This is a genomic window from Kistimonas ophiarachnellae, from assembly GCF_057552235.1.
On sequence record NZ_BAAJPA010000049.1, the window covers coordinates 1 to 1,010 of the forward strand.

Consider the following 1,010-nt stretch of genomic DNA (forward strand, 5'->3'; position numbering starts at 1 on the left):
GCTGATCAAACATCCGATTAAATCACCGTTTTTAAAATTATAACATAGTACTGGCAGAGTTTTCTTTAAGTGCTCTTCGCAATATTTTATTGACTGCTTGAGACACATATACTGTCTTTCCTCGCTGAAATTTATATCTGAAAACACAATTCCAATGATTGAGTCAATAGAGTAATCTACGATAACTTCATTATATGGGCTTCCGGGCTTCAACATAGATACTAAATCTTCAATGCTTGAAGCCTCTGATGAAAAAAAATGACTTACAAGGAAGCTTCCCTCGAATTCACAAGGCTTATCTGTTCCTTTCAAGCAGTATGACTTCGTTTTAGTATTCCAATATATTTCATTATTTTCTTTATCTACACGCTCGGATAAACAATCAGAGTCATGAATGCATCGGATAGCACTCTTTTCACGATCTATAATAAAGCCAATTTTTCTATATAACTCTGCTGGAGCATTTTTTACAAGCAATGAGCAAGAGGAAGCTTTTAAAGTGTTTACATTCTCTAATTCGTCAATTTCATCCTTTAATCTCTTAATACTATTATTACAAGGTTTCACGTTCCTTTCAGGCTCTAACATTTTTACCAGAAGTTTATTTTCAGAGTATTTTTTAAGAATCGGGCTGTATTGTCGTTGATCAAGAGCACAAGTAATAATAAATCTTCCAAAAGAAGCTCGCCGCTGTTCTTGACTTAGGCAACAACTATTTGCTGGCTCTGTATATCCTTGTACACTTAGAAACATCCTTTAAATCCATCCCAAAATTTAAATTTTTGACATTAAACGCGCTAAAAAATTCGACAAAACAACTGACTAATCCGTAAGCGCACCTAAATCGGGTAAGGCCTGACTTTTCTTCAGCCCTCCCCACACCACCCGGCATGCGGGTCCGCACCGGGCGGTTCACCGGGAATGGTGAAACCTGATCCATAACTCTTTCAACGAAAGCAATCCCAGCGAGGCCAGTACTTTATTGCTTAAACCCAGCTGTACAGCGTAGG

Annotated in this window: 1 protein-coding gene; it reads right to left on the minus strand. The window is 37.7% G+C overall.

Going from position 1 to position 1,010, the window contains the following annotated elements; translation table 11 throughout:
- On the minus strand, window positions 1–753 hold a 753-nt coding region (locus tag AC27K1_RS21565; protein WP_487152857.1), incomplete at its 3' end, for a hypothetical protein.
- Window positions 754–1,010: the final 257 nt, after the last annotated feature.